Origin of the sequence: Halomonas sp. YLGW01 (assembly GCF_014840935.1) — a bacterium.
Classification (GTDB): domain Bacteria; phylum Pseudomonadota; class Gammaproteobacteria; order Pseudomonadales; family Halomonadaceae; genus Onishia.
This window is the reverse complement of sequence record NZ_CP062005.1, coordinates 2,646,146-2,669,836: the sequence shown is the minus strand read 5'-3', so window position 1 is coordinate 2,669,836 and position 23,691 is coordinate 2,646,146. Positions and strand designations below refer to the sequence as shown.

Below are 23,691 nucleotides of genomic sequence, written 5' to 3'. Positions count from 1 at the left end.
TGCGCCCGCCTAGAGAGTCAGGAAGGGCAGCAGGCTGAGGCCTAGCATCAGGCCAAGCGCGATCAGGGTGACCAGCACCGCCATGGGGTGCTGGCGCAGCTGATCCCACAGGCCCGGGGCCTCGCCCCGGGCGCGGGCCTCGGCATGTTCCCGATGCATGCGCGCGTGAAGCTCTTGCTGGTAGGTGTCGATCAGTGAGCGGGCCTCCTTGAAGCGTGACTCGTCGACCAGCCACAGCGCCGGCACGGCGAGTCTCCAGCGGCCCGCCTCGGTCTCGTAGACCTCCAGGTCGTGCTCGGCGAGCAGTTCACGCACAGCCTCGGCTTCCTCGTCGGGCACGTCACGCAGGTGGAAGAGCAGGGCGGCCATCAGCTGTCGCCCTCGTGCCCGCCATCACTCTGCATGGCCACCGCCCGCTCGTCGCTGTCGCTCGCCTCGCGAATGGCCTGGGCGGCCTGGCAGGCCAGGTAGTTGGAGCTCTCGAGCCATTCCTGATCCGGGTAGTAGGCGAACAGGTACTGCTCGTCTTCCAGGCTGTCGATCAGCGGCTTGGCCACGTCGGCAGGCACGGCCGGGCAGCCCCAGCTGCGGCCCAGGCGGCCATTGGCCTCGATGAAGTCCTCACTCACGTAGTCGGCCCCGTGCATGACGATGGCACGCTCATAGGCCAGGTCGTTGATGCCGGGCTCCAGTCCCTCCAGGCGCAGCGAATAGCCGTTGCTGCCGTGGTAACTGTTCTTGGTGCGAAAGAGCCCCAGGCTCGACTGGTGGCTGTCCGGGGTGTTGGAGAAGCTGCGGGCATATTCCTCGCCGGTGCCCTGGCCATGGGAGACCAGCTCCTCGAACAGCAGTCGCTCGGCCTCCAGATCGAAGACCCATAGGCGTTTCTCGTTGGCGGAACGCGAGAAGTCGATGACCGCCAGGCGCTCGGCGTCGGGATCGGCACAGGCCAGCGCCTGAGCCGCCAGTTCCAGTACCTTGGGCGAGGCCTCGGGGGCCAGCTGTTCTAGGGTTTCGGGGAGTGGCGCTGCCAGGGCAGGTGTCGCCAGCGTCAGGGTGGCGAGGCCAAGGGCAACAGAGAGCGGTGAAGCGGGGAAAAACGGATGACGTCCATGAGACTGGCGAGACGGGCTCGTCGGCATGGCAAAAAGGCTCCTTCCACAGGCGATAGCGCCGGTGGGTGATGAATCCTTAAATTAGCGGAAAAGGCCCTGTGATGCGGCCTCCACGAAGACAGCGGCTATTATGACGAGAGGAAACGTGATCGCCAAACGCTGAACAAGCGGTGGCGGTTCGGCGCCCTTGTCGTCTCGTTCATGCACGAGAAGGGGCGACGCCCCATCAGGGGGATCGCCGCGGACGGGGCCACCGTCACCATGGCAGCGGCGAATGCACCGATAGAAGGGGAGGGCGGTTCATGCGAGATGTCATCGACAGGCCCGGCCGACAGGCTCGCCGGTTTTCCCGCGCCCTGCCGGGGGGATGGAGCATGCGGGGGGTGTGGCTAGTGCTGGGGCTCTGGCTACTCTGCGCCGCCTCGGGCTCCTGGGCACAGGCCGAGGCCGAGGCCGCTAACGCCGAGTCCCTTGCGGCCGGGGGCACAGTATCGTCCACCGCGGCGGTCGATCCCTCGCTGCCGGCGGCACCGTCCCTGTCGCCTTTCGAGGCTTACGTGCGAGCCGCCAGCGAGACGCTGCCTCTCGGCGCCGACCTGTTGCGCTTCTATGTGGCCTTCGGTTTTCGCGAGGCCTGGTCGGAGGCGGCGCGGGTCGAGGCGCTGGCATCGGCCCTTGAGGGGCTCGAGGCCGATGGCCTGGTCGCCGACGACTACCGGCCGGTGGCCCTGTTGTCCGAGTACCGCGAGGCCCATGAGGAGGCCACCACCCCGGCGTCACACTGGCAGGTCGAGCTCGCCGCCACCCAGCGACTGCTGTTGGCGCTCCGACACCTGTACCACGGCAAGGTCGACCCCGCTCGCATCGATGCGGACTGGGAGATTCCGCGTCCGGGCTTCCAACCGGACTGGGCGGCGATCGCCAGCGCCGTGGCGGCTGGGGATCCCGCCGCGGCGCTCGAGCGCGTGCGCCCGGACCAGCTGGCCTACCGGCAGCTCCGCGAGGGCCTGGCGCGCTATCGGATGCTGCAGACGGCCGGTGGCTGGGCGCCGCTGGTGGCGGACTCGGGAGTGCTGCGCCCGGGGGATCGCGGGCCGGAGGTGGTCGCATTGCGCCGTCGCCTGGCGGCGCTCGGCGAGCTGGAATTGCTGATGCAGGCGTCCGTTGCCACGGCCGGGACGCCGGATCTTACCCAGGCGTCGGGCGTCCGGTGGCAGGACGTGGTTAAGGGGGCAGGGCAGGGCGAAGAACCGCGCGCCGACCAGGTCTATGACGAGCGGCTGGTGGCGGCCGTGAAGCGCTTCCAGCGCCGGCACCTGCTGGAGGTGGACGGCGTGGTGGGCCCCCTGACCCGGGCGGCGTTGAGTGTCGGCGTGAGCGAGCGCATCGCGCAGATTCGCCTCAACCTCGAGCGGCTGCGCTGGCTGTCCCATGCCCTCCCCGAGCGCTATGTGCTGGTGGATATCGCCGGCTATGAGGTGCGCTACGTGCGGCCCGATCGACCGGCCTGGATCTCCCGGGTGGTGGTCGGAAGGCCCTACCGCAGCACCCCGACCCTGCGTTCGGCGATTACCCATATGACCTTTCATCCCACCTGGACGGTGCCGCCGACCATCCTGCGCGAGGATGTGCTGCCCGCCATCCGGCGTGATCCCTTCTATCTGGTCCGCCACGACATGCGTGTGCTGGACCGCCAGGGCCGTTCTCTCGCCCCCTGGCAGGTGGACTGGTGGCGGCCGGGGCCGATCATGATTCAGCAGCGTGCCGGACCGTCGAACCCTCTCGGCGAGGTGGTGATCCGCTTTCCCAACCGCCACCTGGTCTATCTGCATGACACGCCGTCGCGTTCGCTATTCGCGCGTGCTCAGCGCTCCTTCAGTTCGGGCTGCATTCGCGTCGAGGGGGTGCGGGAGCTGGTACGACTTTTGTTCGAGGACGATCGCGTCACCGAGGGTGAGCCGTTCGGCGCCGAACGACTGCAATATGCCCTCGCGAGAGCGGGCACTCACAACGTAAGCCTTAGAACTCCGGTGCCCGTGTTCCTGTTTTATTCGACGGTTCATCCCGCCGCCGGCGGGGGCCTTTCCTTCCGTCCCGACGTCTATCGGCGGGACGCCATGGTGCGCGCCGCGCTGGAGAAAAAAGGGGCCGATAATTTGTTTGACGCGCCCTAGCGGCGCATGCATAGTTCAAATTAGTGGTTGGCAAGATGCAGTTGGTCAGTAGCACCCGAAACCTTTGCAAGTGCTTCGGTAGTCTGGTGATTCGTACTTGTTTTGCCCACTCGCTTCGGGTAACTCCCGGTTCATCATCAGCTATTCGAGGACTTCGACAATGGCAACTGGCACAGTTAAGTGGTTCAACGACACCAAGGGCTACGGCTTCATCTCTCCGGAAGACAACGGCGACGACCTGTTCGCGCACTTCTCCGAGATTCAGGCTGACGGCTTCAAGACCCTGCAGGACGGCCAGAAGGTTTCCTTCGACGTCACCCAGGGCAAGAAAGGCCTCCAGGCTTCCAACATCAAGGTCATCGACTGAACCGTCGACCCTGATGCGCTACCGCTAGCCTGCTAGTCGTGTAGTCACCACAAGGCCCGCCCCCGGCGGGCCTTGTGCGTTTCTGAGCCCCGGTGTCGCCGCTCGTCCCGCGCCCCTCCAGGGCCTCCCTGCCGACTCTCGGGCATCGCCGTTTCCTGTCTCCTCCCCCATGTCTACTCCCTATGCTTCGGCCTTCCGCTCATCTCGTCTTATCGCCCCAGGCATCCCTGATGCCGATGGTTCATATGGGAATAACGAAATTTCTACAAATAACTTTTCGCTATATTCGTGAGACGTCACAATAGACCACTTTTTCGGTTTTCCTGGTGGGTGGTCGATGTCTCTGGATGCCTGGCTTGCCGTGGCCGTGGTGGTTGCCGTCTTTCCGCTGATGGCGCTGACCCGGATCGGCACCGACATGATTCTTATGGGTGCGGTGGTGGTGCTGATGACCTTTGGGGTCATCGGCCCCGAGCAGGCGCTGGCGGGCTTCTCCAGCAGTGGCCTGTTCACGGTGGCTTTCATGTACGTGCTGGTGGCCAGCATCCGCGAGACCGGTGGCATCGACCTGATCATCCGCCATGGCCTGGGTCGGCCGGCAAGCGAAGGCGCCGCTCAGTGGCGGTTGCTGGTGCCGGTGGCGGCGATGAGCGGCTTCCTCAACAACACCCCGGTGGTCGCGACCTACATCCCCGCCGTGCTGGGCTGGAGCCGACGCATCCGCCTGCCGGCTTCGCGCTTCCTGATGCCGCTGAGCTTCGCCTCGATCCTCGGCGGCACCGTGTCGCTGCTCGGCACCAGCACCAACCTGGTGGTCAACGGCCTGCTCGGTGAGCGTTACCCCGAGCTGACCCTGGGGCTCTTCGACATCGCCTGGGTCGGGGTGCCGATGGCAGTGGTCGGGGTGGTCTATCTGGTACTGGTGGGACGTCATCTGCTGCCGCGGGGCAGCGGCACCGCCCAGGCCTTCGAGAACCCGCGGGAGTTCACCATCGAGATGGAAGTCGATCCCGCAGGGCCGCTGGTCGACATGAGCGTCGAGCAGGCCGGCCTGCGTCATCTCGAGGACCTGTTCCTGGTCGAGATCGAACGCGGTGGCAACGTGGTCAGCGTGGTGGGGCCGGGGGAGATCCTCAAGGGCAGCGACCGCCTGGTGTTCGCCGGCACCTCGGCGGGCGCGGTGGAACTGCAGCAGATCCGTGGCCTGATGCCATCCCGTCAGGGCGAGCTGAGCCTCGAGAAGGACTACAAGGAGCGCCGGCTGGTCGAGGTGGTGGTTTCCGACCAGTGTCAGTTCGTCGGCCAGCGGATCCGCGAGGGGCACTTTCGCACCCTCTATGGGGCGGCCGTGCTGGCGGTCTGCCGGCGCGGGGAGCGGGTTGCCGGCAACCTCGGTCAGATCCGCCTGCAGCCTGCCGATGTGCTGCTGCTCGAGGCCCGCCCGCCGTTCATCGAGCGCCACCGCCAGTCGCGGGACTTCCTGCTGATCAGCCAGGTCAACGGTCAGGCACGGCCGGTGCACGAGAAGGCCTGGCTCGCCTGGAGCATTCTCGGGGGCGTGGTGGCACTGGCGACCTTCGGCGTGCTGAGCATGCTCAACGCCGCCATGCTGGGGGCTGCGCTGGCCGTGATCACCGGCTGCTGCTCGGTGGGCGCCGCCAAGCGGGGCATGGATACCCAGGTACTGCTGACCATTGCGGCCTCCTTCGGCCTCGGCGCGGCCCTGGAGAGCTCGGGGGCCGCCACGGCGCTGGCCGGCGCCGCCCTGGGGCTGGCGGATGCCAGTCCCTGGCTGCTGCTGGTCGGTGTCTATGGACTGGTGGCCCTGCTCACCGCACTGGTCACCAACAATGCCGCGGCGGTGATCACCTTTCCCATTGTTACCGCGGCGGCCGAGAACCTGGGGGTGAGCCCCATGCCCTACGTGATCGCGGTGATGTTCGCTGCTTCGGCGAGCTTCATCACGCCGATCGGCTATCAGACCAATCTGATGGTCTATGGGCCCGGCGGCTACTCCTTTCGGGATTACCTGCGGGTCGGCGGGCCACTCAACCTGATTACCGCCGCGGTGGCGCTGGGGCTGATTCCGCAAATCTGGTCCTTCTAGGCGCTGGTCCTTAAAAGTGCTGGTCCTTCTAGGCCCTGGTATTTCTAAGCCCTGTCTGACAAGTGTCTGCGCTCGCCGTGGCGGGGCGGCTGCGGTAGGGTAGCGGCAACGTTTTTCCCTGCAAGGACCCGCCCCGATGAGTACCCCCTCCGAGCACGTGATCGATCCCGCCGGCGGTCGCCCGGCCAATGCCAGCCTCATCCTCCTGCATGGCCTGGGCGCCGACGGTCATGACCTGGCGCCCCTGGTGCCGGCCTTTGTCCTGCCCGACAGCGTCGCCCTGCGCACGGTGCTGCCCCATGCCCCCCGTCTGCCGGTCACCATCAACGGTGGCATGCAGATGCCGGCCTGGTACGACATCCTCGAGATGAACCTCGGCCGCCGGGTCGACGAGACGCAGCTGCGTGCTTCCGCGAAGCGCGTGCATGAATTGATCGATGCCGAGATCGCCCGCGGCATCGACAGCCGCCGCATCATCCTCGCCGGCTTCTCCCAGGGTGGCGCCGTGGCCTATGAAGCGGCATTGACCTACCCGAAGCCACTCGGAGGCCTGCTGGCCCTGTCGACCTACTTTGCCACCGCGGACTCGATCGTGCCCGGCGACGCCAACCGGGATCTACCTATCGAGGTCCATCACGGCACCTTCGATCCGGTGGTGCCGGAGGCCCTGGGCCGGGAAGGCGCCGAACGCGCCGAGGCCATGGGCCACCCGCTGACCTATCGCAGCTATCCGATGCAGCATGCAATCTGCCCGCAGCAGATCGCCCGGATCGGCACCTGGCTGGGTGAGCGTCTGGGCGAGGATGCGGACACAGCGGGCAAGGCCTGAGGGAAGCGACATGAGCGTTGATCCTCGTCTGTCGAGCCCGGCGGTGGCACGCAACCGTGCCCCGCTCCTCGAGGTGCTCGAGCCGGCGCTGCGCGAGGCCCTGAGCGAGGCCCTGAGCGAGGCTCTGAGCGTGAGCAGCGATGCTCGCCTGCGGGTGCTGGAGCTGGCCAGCGGAAGCGGCGAGCATGCGCTGTACTTCTCTCGGGCGCTGCCCTGGCTTGATTGGCAGCCGAGCGACCCGAGCGTGGACGCACTGGCTTCGATCCGTGCCTGGCGGGCCGTCGAGGGCCCAGCGAACCTGGCCGAGCCGGTGGCGCTGGATGTGACGCGAAGCCCTTGGCCGGTGGGTGACATCGGTGCCCTGGTGGCCATCAATCTTCTGCACATCTCCCCCTGGGCGGTGACCGAGGCGCTGATGGTGGAGGCGGCAGCGCGGCTACCGGTGGGGGGTGTGCTGTTTCTCTACGGTCCCTTCCGGCGCGGTGGCGAGCACACGGCGCCCAGCAATGCGGCCTTCGATGCCTCGCTCAGGTCGCGTGATCCGCGCTGGGGCATCCGCGACCTGGAGGCGGTGATGGCCTGCGCCGAGGCTCGGGGGCTGTCACCGGTGAGGGTCGTCGAGATGCCGGCCAACAACCTGAGCGTGGTTCTGCGAAAGCCCTAGCGAAGTTCACACACTCCTGTTGCTCGTTCTCTTGCCGAGGCTTGTATCGGCTCTGATACAAGCCTCGGCCGGCTTGAACTCTCGGCGGATTGCCCAGACTATCGGTGGAGGACGACCCGAGTTCTGCACAGGAGACGCGCATGACCGATCTATCCGAAGACTTTCGCCTGCCGGTAGGCTGCCCCAACTGCGCTAGCCACCGCATGCGGGTATCCCAGGTGCACAACCCCGATGACAAGGTGTTCTGTGCCTCCTGCAACACGGCGGTGTGCCTCTATCACGAGGCAGAGGAGATCATTCGTCAGGGAGCGGGCAGCGACAGTGAGGCGCTGCTCGAGGCAGCCGCCAACCGGCAACGCTGAAGCGGCCGGTATCCTTGCCCAGCGCAAGACACTCGATGCAAGACGCCCGCCGAATGGCGGGCGTCGTCGTGTCAGGGGTGACGGTCTGGCCGCCTAGAGCAGCTCCTCGCCGGCCAGCGCCAGCCGCGAGCGTTCGACGCTTCTCAGCGTGATGTGCCCGGCATGGGGCCAGTCACGGAAGTTCTGCACCACGGCCGCCATGCCGCAGGTGTTGGCGGTGAGGTAGGGGGTATCGATCTGGCCGACGTTGCCCAGGCAGACGATCTTGGTGTTGCGCCCGGCGCGGGTGATCAGCGACTTGAGCTGCTTGGGCGTGAAGTTCTGCGCCTCGTCGATGATCAGGAAGGTGTCATTGAGGGTGCGCCCGCGCATGAACCCGGGCGAGCGGATCTGCACCCGCGAGCCGATCAGCGAGCGGGTGGCATCATTGTTCCAGCTCGATGAGCCGTCCTTCTCGTCGCGCAGCAGGTTGTCCATGTTGTCGTGGAAGGCGCCCATCCAGGGCGACATCTTTTCCTCCTCGGTGCCGGGCAGGAAGCCGATATCCTCGCCCATGGGGATCGGCGCCCGGGTGAAGACGATGCGCTCGAAGCCTTTCATGTCCAGCGTCTGCTCGAGTGCCGCGGCCAGGGTCATGAAGGTCTTGCCGGTGCCGGCGTTGCCGGCGATGGTCACCAGGTCGATGTCCGGATCCATCAGCAGGTTGAGGGTGAAGTTCTGGCGGCTGTCGTGGGCGTGTACCCCCCACACGCCGGCGTGATGGCGGTAGTTGGTGAGCAGCTGAAGCCGCGCGCTGGTCGGTCCCAGCTCGCGGATGATGGCCTCGAAGTTGGCGCCGTTCTCGCCGTCTGAGACCAGCATGCCGACATGCCAGTCGGTGGGCATCTCGCCGCTCAGCTGGTAGTAGGTGTGATGGTCGGCACGCTCGACCCTGACCTCGACGTTGAGGTCTTCCCACAGGCCGGTGCCGTGCTCGCCGGCTTCGGGATAGATCCGAGCGCCCTCGGTCATGGCGTCGAGATCGGAGAAGGCGCGGTCGTTGAGGTAGTCTTCGACCGGCACCTTCAGGGCGGCGGCCTTGACACGCAGGTTGATGTCCTTGGTGACCAGGATCACCGAGGCGTCCGGGCGGTCGTCGCGCAGCCGGCAGGTCTCGGCAAGAATGCGGTTGTCGGGGCTATCTTCCAGGTTGTCCAGCGGTTTCAGGTCGTTGTAGCAGAGAAAGCGCAGGCGGCCGGTGACCCCGATGGAGCCGGGAATCGGGATGCCGGCCTGGATCTCGTCGAAACTGACCCGGCTGGTGATGTCGGAGAGGGTGCGGCTGACTTGGCGGGCGGTACGGGCGATCTCGCGAATGCCGTTCTTGTGCTTGTCGAGCTCTTCCAGCACGGTCATGGGGATGACCACGTCATGCTCTTCGAACTGGTAGAGGGCGGCAGGGTCATGAATTAGGACATTGGTGTCCAGCACGTAAAGCCGGGTGGCTTTCTTGTCGATTCGTACCATCGGCAGGAACACTCCTTGGTTAACCGCTGTTCCGACACTGGCAGCGAGCCCTTACAGGGGCATGACACTCATCCGCCGGTCTTGGCCAGTGTCGCCTTCCTTGCCTAACGCTCTTCTGTCGTGGCGCCTCCCGTCTCGGGTGGAGTTTCCTTACGTCCCTAGCATGCGCCGTCGCCGTGCATGGCGCCAGTGAGGGCTTTCACGCTGTGCCGACGCTTGGCGTCGAACCGCCCTCGGCCGGATAGATGGTGTCGATATCCAGCGTCGAGCGCGTCCCCAGGGCCTCATGGTGGGCGTCGAGCCAGTCGGCGGTCACCGCGCGGCCCTGCTCCATCAGCCGGCACAGGAAGGGCCACTCGGCGTTCATCTTGCTGGAGGCCGAGAGCCCCGCCAGGGCCTCGTCGGCACTGATGCGGTGGAAGAGGGCGTCGCGATAGCAGCAGTAGGCGCTGTCGAGTTCGCCGGCCAGGTCCTTGAGCATTGCCACCAGCCGGATCTCCTTGTTCAGCGAGGCATTGAAGGTGATCTCGTTGAGGCGGTTGAGGATTTCCGGTGCGCTGGTCGGCACGGTGTCGCGACGGATCGGGTTGATCTGCACGATGACGATATCCCGGGTGCTGCACTCCGCCATCAACGGCAGCAGCGGCGGGTTGCCGGTGTAGCCGCCGTCCCAGTAGGCCTCGCCGTCGATCTCCACGGCCTGGAAGAGGAAGGGCAGGCAGGCCGATGCCATCACCGCATCGGCGCTCATCTCGGCACGACGGAAGATGCGCTGGCGCCCGGTGGTGACGCTGGTGGCGCAGACGAACAGCTTGAGGTCCTCGCAGGCGCGCACGCGGGCGAAGTCGACATGCTCGATAAGCAGGTCGCGCAGCGGGTTGAGGTTCATCGGGTTGAACTGGTAGGGCGACACCAGCCGGGTCATCAGGTCGAGCCACAGAAAGCCCGGCGAATGATCGAGGCTCCAGGTGCCGCTCATCACGTCCAGCGGCGAGCGGCGGATGGGGCTGCCCATGGCGGCCCGGCTGACCGCTCGCCAGAAGCGCTCCAGGGCCTCGCGGGCGGTGGTCTCATCGCCGCGGGTCAGGGCGTCGGCCATGATCACCGCGTTCATGGCCCCGGCGCTGGTGCCGCTGATGCCCTCGATGCGAATGCGCGGGTCCTCGAGCAGCTTGTCCAGTACTCCCCAGGTGAAGGCGCCGTGGGCGCCGCCGCCCTGCAGGGCGAGATCGATGGTCTTGGGGTCGGCCATGGGATTCCCCTGGGGCGTGTGCAGGCACGGGGCCCGACGGGACGATATGGTGCGCTGCAATATGAGGCTTATGCTAGGCAGCATAGCCGCCGCACCCTGGCCGCGCCAGGGCTGGCCGCGCCCGGGCGGGATGTCAGCCCAGGTCGATCAGGACCCGCTCCCCCTCGAAGCGCACCGGCCAGCAGCGCAGCCGCACCGCCTCGTCTTCCAGGCACTGGCCGTCGCCAAGCCGGAAGTGCTGCTTGTAGATCGGTGACGCCACCACCGGCTCTCCCTGGCTATCGCCGACGATGCCCCGGGCGATGACGTTGGCGTCGGAGAAGGGATCATGATGATCCAGGGCGTAGAGCTCGGTGGCATGGCCGGGCAGGTAGAACAGGGCCACCTGGGCCGGTCCCTCAGGCGTCTCGATCCAGGCGGCGACGCCGGAGAAGGCGACCAGATCACCCTTGCCGCATAGGGGGTGCCAGGTCTGTGTCATGGGGGGGGTCTTTGCTTGTGCGGTTGCGCTGGTCATGGGAAGTCCTCGAATGGTCGATGATGGCGCCGGTTGCCGCGTCCGGCGGCGCCACGGCGCTCGTTGGGGCCGTGGCGTGCCGGTGGTGTCAGGCCGGGCGCAGCTGGCCGCGCTCTTCAGTCACGATGATGTCCGGGTCCGGGCGGGCATCGTTGACGAAGCTTCTGAAGCGCTTGAGCTTCTCGGGGTCCTGGATGGCGTTGGCCCATTCGCATTCGTAGCTGTCGATCACCGCGGCCATCTGCTGCTCGAGCTCCTCATTGATGCCCAGGCTGTCGTCGAGGATCACGGCCTTCAGGTAGTCGAGGCCACCCTCCAGGTTCTCGCGCCATACCGAGGTGCGCTGCAGGCGGTCGGCGGTGCGCACATAGAACATCAGCAGGCGGTCGATGGTGCGGATCAGCGCCTCGTCGTCCAGGTCGGTGGCGAAGAGCTCGGCATGGCGCGGTCGCATGCCGCCGTTGCCGCAGACGTAGAGGTTCCAGCCGTGCTCGGTGGCGATCACGCCGATGTCCTTGCTCTGGGCCTCGGCGCACTCGCGGGTGCAGCCTGAGACCGCGAACTTGAGCTTGTGGGGCGAGCGCAGGCCCTTGTAGCGATTCTCGAGATGGATCGCCATGCCCACGCTGTCCTGCACGCCGTAGCGGCACCAGGTGCTGCCCACGCAGGACTTCACGGTACGCAGCGACTTGCCATAGGCATGGCCGGTCTCGAAGCCGGCGTCGATGAGCTCGCTCCAGATGTCCGGCAGGTCCTCGAGGTGGGCACCGAACAGATCGACCCGCTGGCCGCCAGTGATCTTGGTGTAGAGGCCGTATTTCTCGCCGACCTCACCCAGCACCCGCAGCCTGCTCGGGGTGATCTCGCCACCGGGAATGCGCGGCACCACCGAGTAGGTGCCGTTCTTCTGCATGTTGGCCATGAAGGTGTCGTTGGTGTCCTGGAGCGGGATATGGGCGGCATCGGTGATCGGCTCGTTGAAGCAGGACGCGAGGATCGAGGCCACCGCCGGCTTGCAGATGTCGCAGCCAAGGCTCGGGGTCGATGAGGCGCCGTGCTTCTCCATCAGCTCGCTGAAGGTCTTGATGCCCTCGACGCGCACCAGGGAGTAGAGCTCCTGGCGGGTGTGGGCGAAGTGCTCGCAGATCGAGCGGTCGACCTCGACGCCACGGGCCTCGAGCTCATGGTCGACCACGCTCTTGAGCAGGGCGGCACAGCCACCGCAGCCGGTGCTGGCCTTGGTCTCTGCCTTGATGGCGCCCAGGTCGCCGGCGCCGGCGTCGATCGTCTCGCAGATCGCGCCCTTGGTGACGTTGTGGCAGGAGCAGATGGTCGCCCCGTCGGGCAGGGCGTCGGCGCCCAGGGTCGGTGCTCCCTCGGTGGACGGCAGGATCAGCGACGCCGGGTCCTCCGGCAGCGCCAGGCCGTTGCTGTAGTACTGCATCAGGGTGTCGTAGTAGGCGTTGTCCCCCACCAGCATCGCCCCGAGCAGCTTCTTTCCGTCGCTTGAGACCACCAGCTTGCGGTATTCCTGCTTGATCTCATCCAGGTAGCGGAACATCCGCGCCCCGGGGTTCTGGTTGCCATGCGCGTCGCCGATGGCGCCCACATCGACGCCGAGCAGCTTGAGCTTGGTGCTCATGTCGGCGCCCTCGAAGGTCAGCCCGCCTCCGAGCAGGGTATCGGCGGCGGCCTTGGCCATCTGGTAGCCGGGCGCCACCAGGCCGAAGATGCTGTTGTTCCACAGCGCCACCTCGCCGATGGCCAGGATCGCCGGATCGCTGGTCAGGCAGCGGTCGTCGATGATCACGCCGCCGCGCTCGCCCAGCTCCAGGGCCGCGTCCCGGGCCAGCTCGTCGCGGGGCCGGATGCCGGCGGAGAACACGATCAGGTCGGTCTCCAGCACCTTGTCGTCCTGGAACACCATGCGATGGAAGCTGGATTCGCCGTCCTCGATATGCTGGGTGGCGCGGCCGGTGAGCACCTGGACCCCCAGCGCCTCGATCTTCTCGCGCAGCAACTCGCCGCCCTCGGTGTCGACCTGCATCGGCATCAGGCGTGGGGCGAACTCGACCACGGCGGTGTCGAGGTTGAGCCCGCGCAGGGCGTTGGCCGCCTCCAGGCCCAGCAGGCCACCGCCCACCACCACGCCGGTGCTGGCCTTCTCGGCCGCGGCGCGGATGTCGTCCAGGTCGTCCAGGGTGCGGTAGACCAGGCAGTTCTCGCGGTCGTTGCCGGGGATCGGCGGCACGAACGGGTAGGAGCCGGTCGCCAGCACCAGCCGGTCGTAGGCGTAGCGGCCCTGATCGGTCACCAGCTCGCCTTTGTCGCGGTCGAGGGCGGTCACCGCTTCGTGGAGACGCAGTTCGATGCCGTTCTGTGCGTAGAAGTCCGCATCGCACATGGCCAGCGACTGGGCGTCACGCCCCGAGAAGTACTCGGAGAGGTGGACGCGGTCGTAGGCGCGGTGACGCTCCTCGCCGAACACCGTGATGCGGTACTGCTCGGTGGCGCCGCGTTCGATCAGCTGCTCGACCAGATGGTGGCCGACCATGCCGTTACCGATGATGATCAGTTCTTGGGGGGTGGATGTCGTCATGCGGCGGCCTCCTGAGTGGCGGGTGACGGGGAAGAAGCGTCGTCGAGCAGGGCATTGGCATCGCCGGCGCCGAACATCAGCGCCTGGCGGCAGGCCGAAAGGTCGTGTCCTGCCAGGGATTGTTCGAAGTACCAGGGGCCGGCGGCGGTATCGCCATAGAGCACGGCGCCCTCGAGGCGGTTGTCGCGCAACAGCAGACGGCGGTAGTCGCCCTGGCGCGGGTCGTGGTAGGTCAGCACCTCGTGGTCGTCCTCCGGCTCGATGGGGCCGAAGGCGAAGAGCGAGACGCCGCTGACCTTGAGTTTGGTGGCGGTAGGGCGTTCGACGTAGCCGGGCAGGGCCGCGTCCTGGCGCTGGCTCAGGCGATCGGCCAGCACCTCGACCTGACGCCAGATCGGCTCGACCAGGCCGTAGGTGGTGCCCCGGAACTGGCAGCATTCGCCGAGGGCGTGGATGGCCGGATCCGAGGTGGTGAGAAATTCGTCGACGACGATGGCGCGCTCCACCGCGAGGCCGGCGGCCTGGCCGAGCTCGGCGTTGGGCGTGATGCCGGCGGCGATCACCACGCAGTCGGCGGCCAGCCGTCGGCCATCCTCCAGGTGCACGGCACAGACCCGGCCCCGGGCGTCGCCTTCCAGGGCCGCCAGGCGGGCACCGGTGACGATGGACAGGCCGCGGGCGGCGAGTTCGTCTTCCAGCAGCCGAGCCGCGGTGGCATCGAGCTGGCGATTCATCAACCGATCCGCGCGCTGCAGCACGCTGACGGCCATCTCGCGGCCCTGCGTGGCCTTGGCCTGCTTGCGCAACCCCTCGGCGGCCTCGAGGCCCAGCAGGCCGCCGCCGACCACCACCGCCCGGCCGCCCCGAGTGGCGGCCCGGGTCAGGGCCCGGGCATCCTCGAGATCGCGAAAGCCATGCACGCCGTCGAGGCCGATGCCCTCGACGGCAGGCATCGCCGGGCGCGAGCCGGTGGCCAGCACCAGGCGGTCGTAGGTGAGCGACCGGCCGCCCCGGGTGGTGAGCCGCTTTGCCCCGGCATCGATGTCGGCGACCCGATCACCGAGCAGCAGTTCGATGCCCTGGTCTGAGTACCAGGCGGTCTCGCGCAGGGTCAGCGCCTCGCGCGTCATCTCGCCGGCCAGCCAGGGCGAGAGCAGGATGCGGTTATAGGCCGGCACGGTTTCCTCGCCGATCACGGTGATGCGGGCCGGGCGGCCGGGCCGTTCGAGCAGGGCCTCGAGCAGGCGATGGCCTGCCATGCCGTTGCCGATGATCACCAGGTGCTCGGGGGTAGGCGTCGGGTGAGGGGTCATGGTGCCTCTCCTCCAGCGGTCATTGCCTTGGCGCCATCCGCCGTTGAGAGCCTCGGCGGGAGCGCAAAAAAAAGACGCCCGGTCAGGGGCCACCGCAACGCGCGGTAGCACCTGGCCGGACGTCTTCGTCCGTGGCGTGGCGGCGACCGTCGTTGATCGCCACCCACCTCTGGTTGTGGTCCCTGAGGACAGGGAAACTGCTGAAAGGCTATTTGCAAGGGGCCGGCCAAGGGGCCGGCTTTCTTATGTTTTTCCTTTATTGGCAGCGGGTTATGAAATGGCCGAGGGCGCCGGGACGGCCCGCTGGCGGGCCGTCATGCCCATCATTGGTGCGTGGCGGCGTCGAAATGCACGGGGCTGTAGCATTCCTCGAGGGTGGCGCGATCCAGGCGACGGCCATGGCGGCGCATCTGCTGGTCCATATGTTCGGCGAAGCGCCCGGCGGCATCGGGATCGGGACGCAGGATGCCGGGGCCATACAGCTGCTGGGCGATGTGGCCGCTGTCCAGCGCCAGGGTCTCGAGGTGGTTCATCGAGCGATCCAGGTAGGGGGGCAGGGCCAGCCAGTCCCGCGCCTTTCGCAGGTGGGCGGGGTCGGCCATGAGCCATTCGCTGGCATCGCGCAGGGCGCGAATCAGGCGCGCCAGGGTCGCGGGGTAGCGGTGCGCCCAGGAGCGCGTCACCCCCAGTACCTTCTCGGGGGAGCCCGGCCACAGCTGGGCGCCGGTGGCGACGAGCCGCCCGGCCTGCTGCGACTCGGCCAGCGACCCCCAGGGCTCGCCGACGCAGAAGCCGTCGATGCGCCCGGCTGCCAGGGCCTCGACCATCTGCGGCGGCGGCAGCACCGTGATCTCCACGTCCTCATCGGGATCGATGCCGCCAAGCGACAGCCACTGGCGCAGCTGATAGTGCTGACAGGAATGCGGATAGACCATCGCCAGGCGTAGCCGGCGATCGCCCCGGAGGGTGAGGTAGGCGGCGAGCGCCCGGGCGCTTGTCGCCGGGTCTTCGGTGAGCCGGGCGCCGCTCGCCTCGGCGATCTCATGGGAGAGGGCGATGGTGTTGCCGTGGCGTCCCAGGGTGATCGGCGCCAGGGTGTCGCAGGGCGCGCGGCCGAGGCCCAGGCTCATGGCCAGCGGCAGCGGGGCGAGCATCTGGGCCCCATCCAGCAGGCCGGCGGCGACCCGGTCGCGCAGCGTCGACCAGGCGTTCTGGCGCGACAGCGTGACCTCGAGGCCCTGGTCGGCGAAGCAGCCCTGTTCGCGGGCCACCACCAGCAGGGCACAGTCGATCAGTGGCACGAAGCCCAGCGTCAGCCGGTCGAGTTCGGCGTCTTGCGGCATAGTCATTGGCCCTTCTCCAGAGGTTCGAGAATATCGATGACGCTTTTGGCCACCTCAAAAATGCGCTGGCTGCGATCCATGGCGATCTTGCGCAACATGCGGTAGGCCTCCTCCTCGCCGCAGTCCTGGTGCTGCATCAGCAGCCCCTTGGCGCGCTCGATGCGCTTGCGCTCGGCGAGCTTGTTGCGGGCCTTGTCGAGTTCGCTGCGCATCGACTGGAAGGCATCGAAGCGGGCGATGGCGACATCGATGATCGCCCGCACCCGCCCCGGCACCAGGCCGTCGACCACATAGGCACTGACCCCGGACTTGAGCGCCGCCTGCATGGTGTCGGAATCATGCTGGTCGGCGAAGAATACCACCGGGCGAGGATTCTCCCGGTTGAGCAGGGCCATGCTGTCGAGGGTGTCGCGGTCCGGTGATTCCATGTCGATGATCACCACATCGGGCTCGTGGCGAGCCACCATCTCGTTGAGGCTGGTGGGGCTCTGCAGGCGGCAGATGACCCGATGGCCCTCGTGGGTGAGGGCCTCCTCGACCATGGCAGCGCGCACGACCTCGTCGTCGACCAGCAGGATGTTCAGCGGTGGGGGCATGGCAGGGACTCGCGGTGTTCGATGGACGAAAGACGTGACTCCTCGTGAGCCAATCAGGGTCATGCAAGTAATGTTCCGTTTTGCCGCATCTTGTCTGCCAATGCACTGTTTCCGGGCAGTTGGCGATGCCTTGCCACCCCGGGCGAGGCCCGACTCAACCGGAGGTATCGCTATCGCGCGCGCCGCTGGTGCAGGGGGGGGGAAACGTGTCGCCTTATGGTGCGTCGGCGAGCCGTCGGCCGGCGTCGTTCCGGGCTGGGGGTGCCTGCCTGATCCGCCAGATACCCCGCCGTGGCGGGGCCGGAGCCCTGTTCGTCGTGATATGGCACGCGGCTTGCTTAATGGTTGATCAGCGAGGCGCCAAGGGCGGTGCCTCCATCCAGACAACGGCGTCCGGCTTCCTGCCCCAGCGGCAAGGGAGTCGGGCGCCTTTTTGTTGGGCGGTCCGCGGCGCCGGCGACTTGTACCGGGCGCCGCGGACCCGGCCCACCAGCGAGAACGGGGGGAGAGCCGGATGCACCAGGTGCGAACGACCTGTCCATACTGCGGGGTCGGCTGCGGCGTGCTGGCCGATGTGGAGGACGCGAGCTTGAGCGGGGTCAGTGGCGACCAGCAGCACCCGGCCAACTACGGGCGGCTGTGCGTCAAGGGCTCGGCGCTGCACGAGACCCTGGGCCACCAGGGGCGCCTGACCCGGCCACGGGTCGACGGCGTCGAGGTCGACTGGGAGACGGCGCTTGCCACCGTGGCCGAGCGGCTCACCACGACCCGGCAGGTCTATGGCGACCAGGCCGTGGCGGCCTATCTCTCCGGGCAGCTGCTCACCGAGGACTATTATGTCGCCAACAAGCTGTTCAAGGGCTTCCTCGGCACCCCGCACCTGGATACCAACTCCAGGCTGTGCATGGCCTCGGCGGTGGCCGGCTACAAGCGCGCCTTCGGCGCCGATGCCGTGCCCTGCAGCTACGAGGACCTGGAGGAGGCGGAGCTGGTGGTGCTGGTGGGCTCGAACCTGGCCTGGAACCACCCCGTGCTCTACCAGCGCCTGCGTACCGCCAAGGCGCGCAATCCGCTGATGCGGGTGGTGGTGATCGATCCGCGGATCACCGACAGCTGCGAGATCGCCGATCTGTACCTGGGCCTGGCGCCGGGCAGCGACGCCCGCCTGTTCAACGGCCTGCTGACCTTCATGGCGGACCGGGGGCGGCTCGATCGCGTCTATCTCGAGGGCCATGCCGATGGTCTGGACGAGGCGCTGGCCGCCGCCCGGGAAGATGACACCTCGCTGGAGGCGATCGCCGCCGACTGCGACCTGGACCCCGAGGCGCTGCAGACCTTCTACTACTGGTTCGCAAGCCAGCTGCACGTGGTCACCCTCTACTCCCAGGGCATCAACCAGTCGAGCAGCGGCACCGACAAGTGCAACGCCATCATCAACTGCCACCTGGCCGGCGGCAAACTGGGCCTGCCCGGCGCCGGTCCCTTCTCGATCACCGGCCAGCCCAACGCCATGGGCGGGCGCGAGGTCGGCGGGCTTGCCAACCAGCTGGCCGCCCACATGGACTATGACACCCCCGGGGCCATCGATCGGGTGACCCGCTTCTGGGCCACCGAGACCCTGACACCGACCCTGCCCGAGGGGCCCGGCCACAAGGCCATCGCCCTGTTCGACGCCATCGAGCGCGGCGAGGTGCAGGCGCTGTGGGTGATGGCCACCAATCCGGCGGTGAGCCTGCCGGAGGCCAACCGGGTGCGCGCGGCGCTGGCCAAGTGTCCGTTGGTGATCGTCTCCGAATGCATGGCCAACACCGACCTGCTGCCCTACGCCGACATCGTGCTGCCGGCGTCGTCCTGGTCCGAGAAGGACGGCACCGTGACCAACTCCGAGCGACGCCTCTCGCGCCAGCGCGGCATGCTGTCGCCCCCTGGCGAGGCCCGCCATGACTGGTGGATCATCAGTCAGGTGGCGAGCCGCCTGGGCTATGGCGAGGCCTTCGATTACACGCATCCCGCCGAGATCTTCGACGAGCATGCCAGGCTCTCCGGCTTCGAGAACGATGCCGCATCGCGGGGCGAGGGCTTTCGGCTCTTCGACATCTCCGGGCTCGCCGGGCTCGATCGGGCCGGCTATGACGCCCTGGCGCCGATCCAGTGGCCGGTCACGGCGGCCGCCCCCCATGGCACCGCGCGGCTGTTCGAGGATGGCCGCTTCGCCACGCCGAGCGGTCGCGCCCGGCTGCTGCCGGTGCGCCCGCGGGGTCCGGCGCAGGCCCTCGACGCGACGCGACCGCTGCGCCTGAACACCGGGCGGGTACGTGACCAGTGGCACACCATGTCCCGTACCGGCCGCGCCCCGCGGTTGATGAACCATCGCGCCGAGCCCTTCATCGAGGTGCACCCGGAGGATGCCGTCGACGCCGGCCTCGGCGATCAGCAGCTGGCGCGGCTCAGCGGCGCCGACGGCGACTACCTGGGCCGGGTGCGCCTCGCCAAGGGGCAGCGCCGGGGCGAGGTCTTCGTGCCGATGCACTGGACCGACCAGTTCACCAAGCGGGCGCGCATGGGCGGGCTGCTTGCCGCGCACCTCGACCCGCTGTCGGGGCAGCCGGAATCCAAGCACGGCGCCGTGGCGCTCTCGCCGCTGGCGACCGCCTGGGAGGCGACCCTGCTGGTCGCCGACGACCTGCCGACCGAGACCGCCTGGTGCGACGAGACCGCCTACTGGGCGCGTATCCCGCTGTCCCATGGTGAGCGCTGGCAGCTGGCCGGTGGCGAGTCAGTCGGGGCCGATGAGCCCCTCGAGGCCTGGCTGGAACGGCTCGCGGCCTGGCTGCCGGTGGCGCCGACCCTGTGGTGTGCCGACCCGACCCATGGTCGCCTGCGCGCCGCCGGTGTGGAACAGGGCCGCCTGCGCTGGTGGCTGATGGTAGGCCCGCCGGCGGAGCTGCCGGGCCTTGGCTGGCTGGATGCCTGTTTCGCCCAGGCGGCCGGGGGCGAGGCGCTCGCGGAGAGCCAGCGCCGGCGGCTGCTGGCGGGCTGCGACAGTGGCGAGGCCGATGCCGGCCCGCTGGTCTGCAGCTGCCACCAGGTCGGCCAGCAGGCCATCGTCGCGGCGATTCATGCCGGTGACACCAGCGTCGAGGCCCTGGGCGCCCGACTCGCCTGCGGCACCCAGTGCGGCAGCTGCATTCCCGAACTCAAGTCCCTTATCGAAGACAGTGCCGAAGAGGAGGCCCGCCATGCGCGCCCTGACCAGAAGCTGGAAAACCAAGCCGTCTGAGGCCCTGAGCCTGCTCGCCCGACTGGGCCAGGAACTGACGCGGCGGATGCGGGGCGGTGGCCTGCCGCGGTCCCTTGAGGTGGCGCCGCGAGCGTCCGGTGGCTGTCGCCCCGGCACGGTCTACCTGGTCGGCGCCGGCAGCGGCGACGTCGAGCTCCTGACCCTTAAGGCCGCCCGTCTGCTGCGCGAGGCCGATGCCGTGGTCTACGACCGGCTGGTCGGCGATGACGTCCTGGCGCTGATTTCCGCCGGACGGGAGCGTTACTACGTCGGCAAGGCCCGGGGACGGCACAGCGTGCCTCAGGCCGAGATCGGCGCGCTGCTGGTGCGTCTGGCCCGGGAGGGCAAGTCGGTGGTGCGTCTCAAGGGCGGCGACCCGGGCGTTTTCGGGCGCATGGGCGAGGAGCTCGCCGCCCTGGCCGAGGCCGAGGTGCCGGCCGCGATCGTGCCGGGCATCACCGCCGCCTCGGCGGCCGCCGCGAGTCTCGGCATCCCGCTCACCGACCGGGCCCATGCCCAGCAGCTACGGCTGGTCACCGCCCAGCTGTGTCGCGAGGGTGGCGAGCCGGATTGGACGTCGCTTGCCCGCCGCGACGAGACCCTGGTGTTCTACATGGGGCTGTCGAAGGTCGCGGCGATCTGTGCGGGGCTGCGCGGGGCCGGGTTGCCCGCGGACTGGCCGATCATGCTGGTCGCCAACGCCAGCCTGCCTGAGCAGGCCGCCCTCACCGGCACCCTCGCCGACATGCCGACGCGTCTCGCCGAGACCCCGCTGCCCTCACCCTGCCTGATCGTGGTCGGCAGCGTGGTGCGCATGGTCGAGCATTCCCCCGCCGCACCGGCGGGATTGACCATGGCGTGAGCCATATCATTCCCCGGGCGTGAGGATTTTCGGCTAGCTTTTAGGCATCGGCGTTGATTCGTGGCCCGCCGCCACGCTTGCCCGGAGCCCGGCCAGGTGGAATTCAAGGACTACTACCAGACCCTCGGGGTGGAGAAGACCGCCACCGCCGCGGAGATCAAGAAGGCCTACCGCAAGCTGGCCCGCCAGTATCACCCGGATGTCAGCAAGGAACCGGATGCCGAAGCGCGCATGCAGGCGATCAACGAGGCCAAGGAAGTGCTGAGCGATCCCGAGAAGCGGGCCGCCTATGACCAGCTGGGCCAGGACTATCGAGCGGGCCAGGATTTCCGCCCGCCGCCGGACTGGGATGCGGGCTTCGAGTTCACTGGCCGCGGCTTCGAGGGAGCCGAGGCGGACGAGTTCAGCGACTTCTTCGCCAACCTCTTCGGCCAGGCCGGGCGCCGCGAGAGATCCAGTCGCGGCGGCTATCAGCGGCGCGGCGAGGACCGCCATGCCAAGGTGCTGATCGACCTGGCCGACGCCTACCAGGGCGCGAACCCTACCATCACCCTGCAGGTGCCCGAGATGGATGCGCAGGGGCGGGTGGTGACCCGGGAGCATCGTCTCAGCGTGAAGATTCCCAAGGGGGTCAAGGAAGGCCAGCACATCCGCCTGACGGGGCAGGGCAGCCCGGGCCTCGGCGGAGGGCCGCCGGGCGATCTGTTCCTGGAGATCCACTTCCGTCCCGACCCGGCCTTTCGCGTCGAGGGCCGTGATGTGTTCAACAGCGTGCCGGTGACACCCTGGGAGGCGGCCCTTGGGGCCAGCATCGACATACCGACTCCCGCCGGGCCGGTCAGGCTCAAGGTGCCGGCCGGCTCCCAGAGCGGCCGCCGGCTGCGCCTCAAGGAGCGTGGCATCCCCGGCCGGGAGCCGGGCGATCTCTACGTGGAACTCAAGGTGGTGCTGCCGCCGGCGGATAGCGACAAGGCCCGCGAGCTCTACGCCACCATGGCGCTGGAGCTCGACTTCGACCCGCGCCGGCGCAAGGGAGGTTAGATGATGGCAGACGATGATGCCGCGAGGGGTGAGTTGATCGACGAGGCCGCGCTGACCCTCGAGGAGCTGGCCCGGGCCTGTGCGGTGGAGTCAGACTGGGTCATCGAGCGCCTCGAGAGCGGCCTGCTGGCCGATGGCAGCCGCTATGTGGCCAGCCAGCGCTTCACCAGCCGGGACCTGACCCGGGCTCGGCGTCTGCGCCGGGTCGAGCGGGACTTCGAGGCCGAGCCGGAACTCGCGGCCCTGGTCGCCGACCTGCTCGAGGAAGTCGAGCGATTGCGAGCCCGGCTGCGCGCGACGGGGCTGGAGTGAGCGCCCTCGAGGCGAACCAGGGTGTGGTGGTGGCGGTACGTGGCAGCGTCGTCGAGGTACATTTCGCCGCCCGCCTGCCACCGATCCACACCATCCTGCGGGCCGGCGCCGAGCAGCAGATCGTCATCGAGGTGCTGGCACAGCTCGATGCCCACCGGCTGCGCGGCATCGCCCTGACCCCGACCCAGGGGCTTTCGCGCGGCATGCCGGTGGTCGACAGCGGCGCCCCGCTCAAGGCCCCGGTGGGTCGCCAGACCCTGTCGAGGATGTTCGATGTCTTCGGCCGGCCCATCGACCGCCTGCCCGCACCGGATCCGGTCGAGTGGCGCTCGGTGCATCGGGCGCCACCGGCGCTGGCCAGGCGCTCGACCCAGTCGGCGATCTTTCTGACCGGCATCAAGCTGATCGACGTGCTGGTGCCGTTGGAGCGGGGCGGCAAGGCGGGCCTGTTCGGCGGTGCCGGGGTGGGCAAGACGGTGCTGCTGACCGAGATGATCCACAACATGGTGGGCAGCCAGCAGGGCGTCAGCCTGTTCTGCGGCATCGGCGAGCGCTGCCGCGAGGGCGAGGAGCTCTACCGGGAGATGCAGGAGGCCGGCGTGCTGCCCGACATGGTGATGGTGTTCGCGCAGATGAACGAGCCGCCCGGGGCGCGCTTTCGGGTCGGCCATGCCGCTTTGACCATGGCCGAGTACTTCCGCGACGACGAGCACCGCGACGTGCTGCTGTTGATCGACAACATCTTCCGCTTCATCCAGGCCGGCGCCGAGGTGTCGGGGCTGATGGGCCAGATGCCCTCGCGGCTCGGCTACCAGCCGACCATGGGCACCGAGCTCTCGGGGCTCGAGGAGCGTATCGCCAACACCGACAGTGGCGCCATCACCTCGATCCAGGCGGTCTATGTGCCGGCGGATGACTTCACCGACCCGGCCGCGGTGCACACCTTCTCGCACCTGTCCGCCTCCATCGTGCTGTCCCGCAAGCGGGCAAGCGAAGGCCTGTACCCGGCCATCGACCCGCTGCAGTCGAGCTCCAAGATGGCGACCCCCGGCATCGTCGGTGAGCGCCACTACCGGCTGGCCCAGGAGATACGCCGCACCCTCGCCCAGTACGCGGAGCTCAAGGACATCATCGCCATGCTCGGCCTCGAGCAGCTCTCCCCGGAGGATCGCCGGGTGGTGGCCCGGGCCCGCCGGCTGGAGCGCTTCCTCACCCAACCGTTCTTCACCACCGAGCAGTTCACTGGCCTCACCGGCCGCCTGGTTAGCCTCGAGGACGCCCTGGACGGCTGCGAGCGCATCCTGGCCGACGAGTTCCAGGACGTGCCGGAAAGTGCCCTGTACATGATCGGGGCCATCCATGAGGCAAGGCTCAAGGCGGGCGACGCGGGTCGCGGGGACGCGGGTCGCGGGGACACCGATGAGGAGCTCAGTAAGAAGGAGAGCAGCGAAA

General features: G+C 68.1%; 19 protein-coding genes and 1 pseudogene. 11 read left to right on the top strand and 9 right to left on the bottom strand.

The genetic code is table 11. The features are described 5' to 3' along the window. Positions 1 to 9: 9 nt before the first annotated feature. Together IEJ03_RS12250 and IEJ03_RS12245 are read right to left on the bottom strand one after the other, a co-directional pair. Positions 10 to 369 carry a DUF6164 family protein gene (locus IEJ03_RS12250; RefSeq protein ID WP_192035129.1) on the bottom strand — a complete coding sequence of 120 codons (360 nt, stop codon included), beginning with the start codon at positions 367 to 369 and terminating at the stop codon, positions 10 to 12. Beyond that, complete coding sequence (locus IEJ03_RS12245) at positions 369 to 1,142, bottom strand: murein L,D-transpeptidase catalytic domain family protein (protein ID WP_192035128.1); 774 nt, start codon at positions 1,140 to 1,142, stop codon at positions 369 to 371. Before IEJ03_RS12245 ends, IEJ03_RS12250 begins: the two co-directional genes overlap by 1 nt. A 275-nt stretch (positions 1,143 to 1,417) precedes the next feature. Here IEJ03_RS12245 and IEJ03_RS12240 point away from each other — a divergent pair, with 275 nt between their 5' ends. From IEJ03_RS12240 to IEJ03_RS12215, 6 genes are all read left to right on the top strand, one after another. After that, the gene (locus IEJ03_RS12240; protein WP_242457958.1) at positions 1,418 to 3,289 is read left to right on the top strand and encodes a L,D-transpeptidase family protein; all 1,872 of its coding nucleotides are present in this window, start codon (positions 1,418 to 1,420) and stop codon (positions 3,287 to 3,289) included. Positions 3,290 to 3,449: 160 nt separating this feature from the next. Then, entirely contained in the window at positions 3,450 to 3,656 is a 207-nt protein-coding gene (locus IEJ03_RS12235) for a cold-shock protein (protein ID WP_092527699.1), read from the top strand. Between the two features lie 337 nt (positions 3,657 to 3,993). After that, on the top strand, positions 3,994 to 5,763 hold the full coding sequence (locus tag IEJ03_RS12230; protein ID WP_192035127.1) for an SLC13 family permease: 1,770 nt from the start codon (positions 3,994 to 3,996) through the stop codon (positions 5,761 to 5,763). A 136-nt stretch (positions 5,764 to 5,899) separates the two neighbouring features. Further along, positions 5,900 to 6,592: an alpha/beta fold hydrolase gene (locus IEJ03_RS12225; protein ID WP_192035126.1), complete on the top strand. Its 693-nt coding sequence runs from the start codon at positions 5,900 to 5,902 to the stop codon at positions 6,590 to 6,592. 10 nt (positions 6,593 to 6,602) lie between these two features. Continuing rightward, complete coding sequence (locus IEJ03_RS12220; protein ID WP_202884372.1) at positions 6,603 to 7,256, top strand: DUF938 domain-containing protein; 654 nt, start codon at positions 6,603 to 6,605, stop codon at positions 7,254 to 7,256. Positions 7,257 to 7,396: 140 nt separating this feature from the next. Beyond that, complete coding sequence (locus IEJ03_RS12215) at positions 7,397 to 7,618, top strand: hypothetical protein (RefSeq protein ID WP_192035124.1); 222 nt, start codon at positions 7,397 to 7,399, stop codon at positions 7,616 to 7,618. Between the two features lie 93 nt (positions 7,619 to 7,711). Here the strand turns inward: IEJ03_RS12215 and IEJ03_RS12210 are convergent, their stop codons facing one another. The 7 genes from IEJ03_RS12210 to IEJ03_RS12180 all read right to left on the bottom strand — a co-directional run bounded on the left by IEJ03_RS12210 (position 7,712) and on the right by IEJ03_RS12180 (position 16,744). Beyond that, positions 7,712 to 9,124, bottom strand: a complete 1,413-nt coding sequence (locus IEJ03_RS12210) for a PhoH family protein (protein WP_192035123.1) — start codon at positions 9,122 to 9,124, stop codon at positions 7,712 to 7,714. Positions 9,125 to 9,323: 199 nt separating this feature from the next. After that, the gene (locus IEJ03_RS12205) at positions 9,324 to 10,376 is read right to left on the bottom strand and encodes a patatin-like phospholipase family protein (protein ID WP_192035122.1); all 1,053 of its coding nucleotides are present in this window, start codon (positions 10,374 to 10,376) and stop codon (positions 9,324 to 9,326) included. Between the two features lie 133 nt (positions 10,377 to 10,509). Continuing rightward, the gene (gene nirD, locus IEJ03_RS12200) at positions 10,510 to 10,857 is read right to left on the bottom strand and encodes a nitrite reductase small subunit NirD (RefSeq protein WP_242457957.1); all 348 of its coding nucleotides are present in this window, start codon (positions 10,855 to 10,857) and stop codon (positions 10,510 to 10,512) included. Positions 10,858 to 10,981: 124 nt separating this feature from the next. Beyond that, entirely contained in the window at positions 10,982 to 13,492 is a 2,511-nt protein-coding gene (nirB, locus tag IEJ03_RS12195; RefSeq protein WP_192035120.1) for a nitrite reductase large subunit NirB, read from the bottom strand. After that, a complete protein-coding gene (locus IEJ03_RS12190) occupies positions 13,489 to 14,805 on the bottom strand; it encodes an FAD-dependent oxidoreductase (protein ID WP_192035119.1) in 1,317 nt (438 codons plus the stop codon). The genes nirB and IEJ03_RS12190 overlap by 4 nt, the downstream gene beginning before the upstream one ends. 323 nt (positions 14,806 to 15,128) lie before the next feature. Next, positions 15,129 to 16,154 (bottom strand): CmpA/NrtA family ABC transporter substrate-binding protein, encoded by a 1,026-nt coding sequence (locus tag IEJ03_RS12185; RefSeq protein WP_192035118.1) that lies wholly within the window; start codon positions 16,152 to 16,154, stop codon positions 15,129 to 15,131. Continuing rightward, the gene (locus IEJ03_RS12180; RefSeq protein WP_192035117.1) at positions 16,151 to 16,744 is read right to left on the bottom strand and encodes an ANTAR domain-containing protein; all 594 of its coding nucleotides are present in this window, start codon (positions 16,742 to 16,744) and stop codon (positions 16,151 to 16,153) included. Before IEJ03_RS12180 ends, IEJ03_RS12185 begins: the two co-directional genes overlap by 4 nt. A 514-nt stretch (positions 16,745 to 17,258) precedes the next feature. Here IEJ03_RS12180 and IEJ03_RS12175 point away from each other — a divergent pair. From IEJ03_RS12175 to atpD, 5 genes and pseudogenes are all read left to right on the top strand, one after another. Beyond that, positions 17,259 to 20,024, top strand: coding sequence for a nitrate reductase (locus IEJ03_RS12175; RefSeq protein ID WP_192035116.1), 2,766 nt, complete (start codon positions 17,259 to 17,261; stop codon positions 20,022 to 20,024). 46 nt (positions 20,025 to 20,070) lie between these two features. Continuing rightward, a complete protein-coding gene (gene cobA / locus IEJ03_RS12170) occupies positions 20,071 to 20,886 on the top strand; it encodes a uroporphyrinogen-III C-methyltransferase (protein WP_192037303.1) in 816 nt (271 codons plus the stop codon). A 96-nt stretch (positions 20,887 to 20,982) separates the two neighbouring features. Beyond that, positions 20,983 to 21,927 (top strand): DnaJ C-terminal domain-containing protein, encoded by a 945-nt coding sequence (locus tag IEJ03_RS12165; RefSeq protein ID WP_192035115.1) that lies wholly within the window; start codon positions 20,983 to 20,985, stop codon positions 21,925 to 21,927. Further along, complete coding sequence (locus IEJ03_RS12160; protein ID WP_242457956.1) at positions 21,928 to 22,239, top strand: chaperone modulator CbpM; 312 nt, start codon at positions 21,928 to 21,930, stop codon at positions 22,237 to 22,239. It begins immediately after the preceding gene. Continuing rightward, a pseudogene (gene atpD / locus IEJ03_RS12155) lies at positions 22,236 to 23,636 on the top strand (F0F1 ATP synthase subunit beta); the annotation flags it as partial. The gene IEJ03_RS12160 and the pseudogene atpD, both read left to right, overlap by 4 nt. Positions 23,637 to 23,691 lie beyond the last annotated feature (55 nt).